The sequence below is a fragment of the Stenotrophomonas sp. P5_B8 genome (assembly GCF_054049855.1).
On sequence record NZ_JBFULO010000798.1, the window covers coordinates 1 to 794 of the forward strand.

Annotated in this window: 1 protein-coding gene; it reads left to right on the forward strand. The window is 61.1% G+C overall.

Features of this window, described 5'->3' with window-relative positions:
* Nucleotides 1–133: 133 nt before the first annotated feature.
* The coding region (locus tag ACXJKH_RS21520) for a DMT family transporter (RefSeq protein WP_457322431.1) at nucleotides 134–794 on the forward strand (661 nt) is incomplete at its 3' end.

The window sequence follows — 794 nt, forward strand, 5'->3', positions numbered from 1 at the left end:
CAGTTATGGAAGAGGATGGCATTTCGTTCTCCATGTGGAACGATCGTTCGGTTTGACGAAAAGCATCGGTATCGGCATCATACCGGCCAATCGTTCGATATGTCGAACGGCCTCTTCCTAAAAGGACGTGGTAATGAACATCCGAAGTCGGGGAATCCTGGAAATGACCACCGCGATGGTCATTTCCGGCACGGTCGGCTGGTTCGTGCTCGAAACCAGGATGCCGCCCGCTTCCGTCGTATTTTGGCGCTGCGCTTTCGGAGCGGGTGCCATGCTGCTGGCCTGTGGCGGCTTAGGTCTGTTACGCCGGGGCGTATTGAATCGAAGGCAGGTAGGGCTGGCGGCTGCAGGCGGCGTCGCGTTGATCCTCAACTGGGTCCTGCTGTTTGCGGCATACGCGCACGCTTCCATCTCGGTCGCCACCGTGACCTATCACACGCAGCCCTTCATGCTGGTGGCTCTCGGAGCGCTGTTTTTCGGCGAAATGCCGACGGCTAACAAGATCGGATGGCTGAGTGTGGCCTTCGGCGGGGTTGTGCTCATCGTCATCGGTGGCCATCAGGCGGGCTCGCACGCGCCGGGCTACTTGGCTGGCATAGGCCTGGCGCTGGCGGCTGCGTTCTTCTATGCCATCGCCGCGGCCATAACCAAGCGCCTCAAGGAGGTGCCGCCGCACGTGATCGTCGTCATCCAGATGATTGTGGGCAGCGTGCTGCTGGCGCCGTTCGCGACCTGGCCCGACGGCGCACCTCTGCCGCATGTCTGGGGGCTACTGCTAGCGATCGGTTTCATCC